Below are 6,274 nucleotides of genomic sequence, written 5' to 3'. Positions count from 1 at the left end.
GGCGTCGAGGATGCGGTTGGTGGTACGCGGGTAGACGTAGTCGGTGCCGAGCAGCGCCCAGCGCTGTACGTTCTCCTCCTCCATCAGGTAGTCCACCGCCGGGATCGCCTGCTGGTTCGGCGCAGCCCCGGTGTAGAAGATGTTCTTCGAGCTCTCCTCGCCCTCGTACTGCACGGGGTAGAAGAGGATGTTGTTGAGCTCCTCGAACACCGGCAGCACGGATTTGCGGCTCACGCTGGTCCAGCAGCCGAACACGGCCGCGACGCGGTTGACGCTGATCAGCTCGCGCGCCTTCTCGGCGAACAGCGGCCAGTTCGATGCCGGATCGACGACCACCGGCTCAAGCTGGCGGCCGAGCAGGCCGCCCTTGCGGTTCTGCTCGGCGATCAGCATCAGCATGACGTCCTTCAGCGTGGTTTCGCTGATCGCCATGGTGCCCGAGAGCGAATGGAGGATGCCCACACGGATCGGCCCGGTCTGGGCGATCGCAGGACGGGCCAGTGCGGCCGCTCCCGCGAGGGCAGTGGCACCGGCCAGCAGGCCGCGGCGTGAGATCATGACCCCTGTCTCCCTCGACATCTGCGCGGCCGGGCCGGGCCGCGTCCGGGCGCCTGCATGTCGCGGCGCTATCGCGGTGCAGCAACGACCATGCCAAGGGTGAGGAGGCCAATCAGCAGGCAAATCGACCTGAGTCGCCCGAATCGCGGGCGCGGTCCGGCGACTCTTGCCTAGGAATTGGGCGGTCAGCCCGATTCGTTCAGCCCCCGCCCCGGATAGGGATGGGTCGCCGCCCAGTGCCGCGCGAGGTCGATGCGCCGGCAGATCCAGACATCGTCGCGCGCCATCATGTGGTCGAGCAGCCGCGCGAGCCCGACCGCTCGGGCCGGGTGTCCGATCAGCCGCATGTGCAGCCCGACCGACATCATCCTCGGCGTGCGCGCCCCCTCCGCCAACAGCATGTCGAAGGCGTCACGGATGAACGAGAACCACTGCTCCGAGGTGCCCATCCAGCCGGCGTACTTGCCGTCATTGTTGGTGAGCGAATAGGGCACGACCAGGTGGCCCCTGCCGTCCACCGTGACCCAGAACGGCAGCTCGTCGCCATAGTAGTCGGAGTCGTAGAGGAAGCCGCCCTCCTCGACCACGAGCCGGCGCGTGTTCACCGAGGGGCCGTAGCGGCAGTACCAGCCCTCCGGCCGCGCGCCGACCGTTCGCTGGAACGAGGCCACGGCACGGCTGATGTGCTCCCGCTCCTCCTCCTCGGACAGTTCGAAGTGCTTGATCCAGCGCCAGCCGTGGCTGCACACGTCGAAGCCGCTCGCGCGGAGCGCGGCCGCGGCCTCGGGGTTGCGCTCGAGTGCCAGCGCGCAGCCGAACACGGTCAGCGGCAGATTGCGCTCCTGGAACAGGCGCATCAGCCGCCAGAACCCGACGCGGCTGCCGTACTCGAACATCCCCTCGGCGGCGAGGTCGCGCCCCGACTTCACCTGATTGAGCCCGTGCGCCTCGGTGAGCCCGGTCTCGGTATGGCCCTCGCCGTCCTGCATCGAGGGCTCGGAGCCCTCCTCGTAGTTCATCACGAAGTTGACCGCGAGCCGCGCACCGTTCGGCCAGCGCGGATCGGGCGGGGTGGCGCCGTAGCCGACGAAGTCGCGGCGGACCTGGTAGGGCATCGGTGTCTCCGGTCAGGGCAGGCGGATCGTGAGCGGCGCGATATCGACGAACTCCTCGTCGCCCGCGCTGCCGTCGCGCCACATGAACACGCCGAAGGCAAGCGGGGCGTCGAGCACGGTCATTCCATGGTGCCAGACGTCCGCGCCGTAGGTGACGCCCTGGCCGGGACCGGCGACGAAGGCGCGCGCCTGCGCCATGTCCGGCCCGCCGCCGGCGGCGTGCGGCGCGACCAGCACGAGGAACCGGCCGGGCGCCATCGGCACGAAGGACTGCGAGGAGAACGCGTGCCGCTCCATCACCCGCGCGACGATCGGGCCGGGCGGGGCCGGATCGCGCAGCGCGACCGAGAGCGAGGGCTGCGCGCCCGGCCGCGCGTTCGCGAGCGCCGCCTCGGCGTAGTGCCGCCCGGGCGAGGCGGGCACCGCGAACACGTCGCCGAACGAGGCGAAGCCCTGCGCGGTCAAGGGTGTGGCCGGCAGCTCCATGGTCCTATCCTCGCATCCGGCGCGTGAGTCCCACGAGCCGCTCCATCACGATCATCAGCACGAACGCCACGGCGATCAGCACGCCGGAGACGGCCGCGACGCGCACATCGAGCGTCGACTCCATCATGCCCCACATCCGGATCGGCAGCATGTCGGTGCGCGCCGAGGAGAGGAAGAGCGAGACCGGCACGTTGTCCACCGAGGCCATGAAGGCGAGGAACGCGCCCGCCGCGATGCCCGGCGCGATCAGCGGCAGGGTGACGCGGCGGAAGGTGTAGAGCCGGCCGCCGCCAAGGCTCGCCGAGGCATCGAGCAGGGCCGGGTCGAGCTGGCTGAGCGACGCGCCGACGGTGCGCAGCACGAACGGCACGACCACGATCAGATGCCCCGCCACCAGCAGGTCCAGCGAGAGGCGGAAGCCGAGCAGGGTGAAGTAGACGAGGGCGGCGAGCCCGAAGGCGAGGCCCGGCAGCACGAGCGGCGACATGAAGAACCCGTCGAGCGCGCGCGACCGCGCCGAGGCCGAGCGCGCGAGCGCCATCGCCGCCATGGTGCCGAGCACGGTCGCGAGCAGAGCCGCCATCGCCGCGACCGTCAGCGTGTTCGAGGCGGCGCGGTGGATCTGGCCCGATCGCACCGGATCGAGCAGCAGCGCGTACCAGCGGAACGAGATCCCCTCGGGCGGAAAGCGGATCGCGTGGCTGTCGGTCAGGCTGGTCGCGAGCACGATCAGCACCGGGCCGATCAGAATCACCAGCGCGAGTGTCGCGAGCGCGCCGATCGTCAGCGCATAGGCGAACTCGCCGAGGCTGCGCCGCCTAGCCACCGAGGCGCCCCGTCGCGACCTTTCCGGCGAGCGCGATCACCGCGATCACCGCCAGCACCGAGACCATCAGTGTCACGGCGGCGACGGCGGCGAACGGCCAGTCGGACACCACCATCGCCTGCTGCCACACCAGCGCCGGCAGATAGACGAGCCGCCCGCCACCGATCACCGAGTGCGAGATGAAGGCGGTGGTGGACGAGGCGAACACCAGCAGGCACCCCGCCGCGAGGCCCGGCAGGCTGAGCGGCAGGATCACGCGGAACAGCGTCCGCCAGGGCGAGGCGCCGAGCGAGGCGGAGGCGTCGATCACGTTGGGATCGATCCGCGCCATCACCGCGAGCAGCGGCAGCAGCAGGAGCGGCATCTCGATCTGGGTGAGTGCCAGCACCAGCCCGACCTCGGTCTGCAGCAGCCGGAGCGGCTCGGCCACGAGGCCCAGACCCAGCACGAGCGAGTTGATCACGCCCTCGCGGCCGAGGATCACGATCCAGGCGAAGGTGCGCACGACCACCGAGGTGAGCAGCGGCAGCACCGCGACGAACAACAGCGCGCGCTGCCAGAACGGCGAGATCTCGCGATAGAGCAGCGCAAGCGGGTAGCCGAGCAGCACGGTCGCGCAAACGGTCTTGACCCCGAGCAGCAGCGTGTCGGTGATCACCTTCCAGTGGAAGGCATCGCCGAGGAAGCGCTGCCACTGCCCGGGTCCCACTGTTGTCAGGCGATCATCCTCGTAGAAGCTGACCGCGAGCAGCATCAGGAGTGGAGCGAGGAAGAACGCGAGATAGGCGAGCCCGAGCGGCAGACCGAGCGCCCAGGCAGCCGAACGAGGCCGGGAGGCCGCCACCAAGCCGGCGGCCGGCAGGGTGGCGGCAACGGAGGTCACCGCGCCATTTCGCGGTTGAAGCGCTGGATCCAGGCCGAGCGCAGCGGATTGATCTTCGACCAGTCATGCGAGACGAAGCCCGCCATGTCGTCGAGGCTGCGCATCGGCAGATCGGCGTCGAGCGTGACGTCGCGGTTGACGGGCACGAAGTTGAACGGCGGTTTGGCCAGCGCGTCCTGCACCGGCGTGCTGATCGCCACGTCGAGGTACTTGTAGGCGTTCTCGATCGCCTCGCTGCCCTTGACGATGTGCATCGTCGTGGGGAAGGCGATCGCGCCGGTCTCTGGGGCGACGAAGGCGATGTCGACGCCGCGGCCCTTCAGCGTCGTCACGGTCTGAGTGTTGGTGTACATGATGTCGCACTGGCCCTGCTGGAAGAGGCCCGGCATGGCGGCCGGCGCGCCGACCGCGGCGATCCTCGGCAGCACCTTCTTCAGCTCGGCGAGCGCGGGCTCGACGTCGGTCTCCGAGCCGCCGAACACCCTGGAGATCTCGATCAGGCTCACCGTGCCAAACGTGGTCTGGAACCCGGTGATGCCGAGCCGCGACACGAACGGCTCCTTGAACAGGTCGGCCCAGCCCGAGGGCTTCGGCAGCTTGCTCGGGTTGTAGGCGATGCCGACGAGCTGCGCGGCCACCCCGACGCCCCATTCATCGGCGAGGTGCGCCGGCACCTTGGCACGGTTGGAAAGCCTGGCCGGATCGAAGCGCTCGAACAGGCCGCGCTCGATGCCGACGATGCGCGGGCCTGGATCGAGCACGAAGGCGTCGAAGGGCGGGATGCCGCGCGCTGCCTGCGCCTTGTTGATCTGATCGACCGCGAACAGCGGCTCCATCGCCAGGTCGATCCCGTGCGCGGCTTTCAGCGCCGGCACGACATGGGTGCGGTAGGCCTCGTCCCACGAGCCGGGATAGATCGCCGCGGTGAGGCTGCCGCGCGCAAGGGCCGGGCGCGGCAGCGCGGCGGCGGCGAGCACGGCGGCGGAGCCGACAAGTGCGGTGCGGCGTGTCAGCCGGGTGCGGTGTGTCATCTCAGTCCTCCTCGGTCTCGGGGAATGGAAACAGGGCGGGTCGCGCGTCGGCGGCCAGCATGCAGAAGCCCGCGCGGCCGCGATCGGCGATCGCGCCGCGGCGCGTCTCGGTCAGGCGCAGCGGTGCGCCGTCGGTGGTGCGCGCCTCGCGGATGGTCTGCCCGCCGAGCGGCACGGCGAGGCCGAGCGTGACGGGGAAGCGATCGGGAGCCGCCTCGGAGGCGAGCACGAGGTGCTCGGGGCGCACCGAGAGCAGCACGCGCGCGCCGGGCGCGGGGGTGCGAGGCGCGTCGAGTTCGATGGTCGCGCCGGCGTCGAGCCGCACGGTGGCGCGGCCGTTCGACGACGCAACGAGCTGTCCGGCGAGGCGGTTCGCGGTGCCGATGAAGCCGGCGACGAACAGTGTGTCGGGTGCGTCGTAGACGCCGACGGGCGTGCCGAGCTGCTCGATCCGTCCGTGCCGCATCACCGCGATCCGGTCGGCGACACTCATCGCCTCGTCCTGGTCGTGGGTGACGAGGATCGCGGTGAGGCCGAGGCTGCGCTGCAGCCGCTTGATCTCGATCTGCATGTCGAGGCGGAGGCTTCGGTCGAGTGCTGCGAAGGGCTCGTCGAGCAGGAGGACGCGCGGCTCGGGCGCAAGCGCGCGGGCGAGTGCCACGCGCTGCTGCTGTCCGCCCGAGAGCTGCGCGGGGCGTCGTTCGCGAAGCGCGCCGAGCTGGACAAGCTCGAGCAGTTCGCCGACGCGTCGCCTCACCGCCTCGCCGCGGCGGCCACGCGCGCGCAGCCCGTAGGCGACGTTCTCGGCCACACTCATGTGCGGAAAGAGGGCGTAGTTCTGGAACACGATGCCGACCTCGCGCCGGTTCGGCGGCAGGTGGTCGATCGAGCGGCGGTCGATGTGCACGCGTCCGGCGGCCTGGCGCACGAACCCGGCGACGGTGCGCAACAGTGTGGTCTTGCCGCAGCCCGAGGGTCCGAGCAGGGCGAGGATCTCGCCCGGTTCGACGCCAAGACTGACGGCATCGAGTGCGGTGAAGGCGCCGAAGCGGACCGTCACGTCCTCGACATCGAGGGTGTGTCCGGCCGCGCCTGGCGCGGCAGGGGCGTGGCGTTCCCGTTCGACCCCGCAATCCATGGTGGGAGTGCAGCAACAATCGTGCCGCGCGTCGAGTCCAGATGGAACGGCGCTGCGAAGCGGCGCGGTGCCGAACCGCTAGGCACGCCTGCGTATCGGTTGCGCAGGGCACGCTGGTGGTGCAGGGGGGTGTGGGGGGAGGAGCGTCCTCCCCCCACTGATTTATTCCCTACTACCCCGGCGCGCGCGCCACCGACCCCACCCCCGTCACCCGGCTTGCCAGCCAGGAGGCCATGA

General features: G+C 70.5%; 7 protein-coding genes. All 7 read right to left on the bottom strand.

From position 1 onward, the window contains the following. On the bottom strand, positions 1 to 558 hold a 558-nt coding region (locus ACTIFU_RS21930; protein WP_439580452.1), incomplete at its 3' end, for a transporter substrate-binding protein. A gap of 185 nt (positions 559 to 743) precedes the next feature. After that, positions 744 to 1,673, bottom strand: a complete 930-nt coding sequence (locus ACTIFU_RS21925) for a polysaccharide deacetylase family protein (RefSeq protein WP_439580451.1) — start codon at positions 1,671 to 1,673, stop codon at positions 744 to 746. 12 nt (positions 1,674 to 1,685) lie between these two features. After that, positions 1,686 to 2,159 carry an ureidoglycolate lyase gene (locus ACTIFU_RS21920; RefSeq protein ID WP_439580450.1) on the bottom strand — a complete coding sequence of 158 codons (474 nt, stop codon included), beginning with the start codon at positions 2,157 to 2,159 and terminating at the stop codon, positions 1,686 to 1,688. A 4-nt stretch (positions 2,160 to 2,163) separates the two neighbouring features. Then, entirely contained in the window at positions 2,164 to 2,985 is an 822-nt protein-coding gene (locus ACTIFU_RS21915) for an ABC transporter permease (RefSeq protein ID WP_439580449.1), read from the bottom strand. Then, positions 2,978 to 3,868 carry an ABC transporter permease gene (locus tag ACTIFU_RS21910; protein WP_439580448.1) on the bottom strand — a complete coding sequence of 297 codons (891 nt, stop codon included), beginning with the start codon at positions 3,866 to 3,868 and terminating at the stop codon, positions 2,978 to 2,980. Before ACTIFU_RS21910 ends, ACTIFU_RS21915 begins: the two co-directional genes overlap by 8 nt. After that, the gene (locus ACTIFU_RS21905) at positions 3,865 to 4,899 is read right to left on the bottom strand and encodes an extracellular solute-binding protein (protein ID WP_439580447.1); all 1,035 of its coding nucleotides are present in this window, start codon (positions 4,897 to 4,899) and stop codon (positions 3,865 to 3,867) included. The genes ACTIFU_RS21910 and ACTIFU_RS21905 overlap by 4 nt, the downstream gene beginning before the upstream one ends. Before the next feature lies 1 nt (position 4,900). Next, a complete protein-coding gene (locus ACTIFU_RS21900) occupies positions 4,901 to 6,037 on the bottom strand; it encodes an ABC transporter ATP-binding protein (protein ID WP_439580446.1) in 1,137 nt (378 codons plus the stop codon). Between the last annotated feature and the right edge of the window lie 237 nt (positions 6,038 to 6,274).

Source organism: Elioraea sp. (assembly GCF_051860475.1).
In the GTDB taxonomy this organism is placed as follows: Bacteria; Pseudomonadota; Alphaproteobacteria; order Acetobacterales; family Acetobacteraceae; genus Elioraea.
Note: the sequence above shows the minus strand (reverse complement) of the source record. Positions and strands in the feature narration are given on the sequence as shown.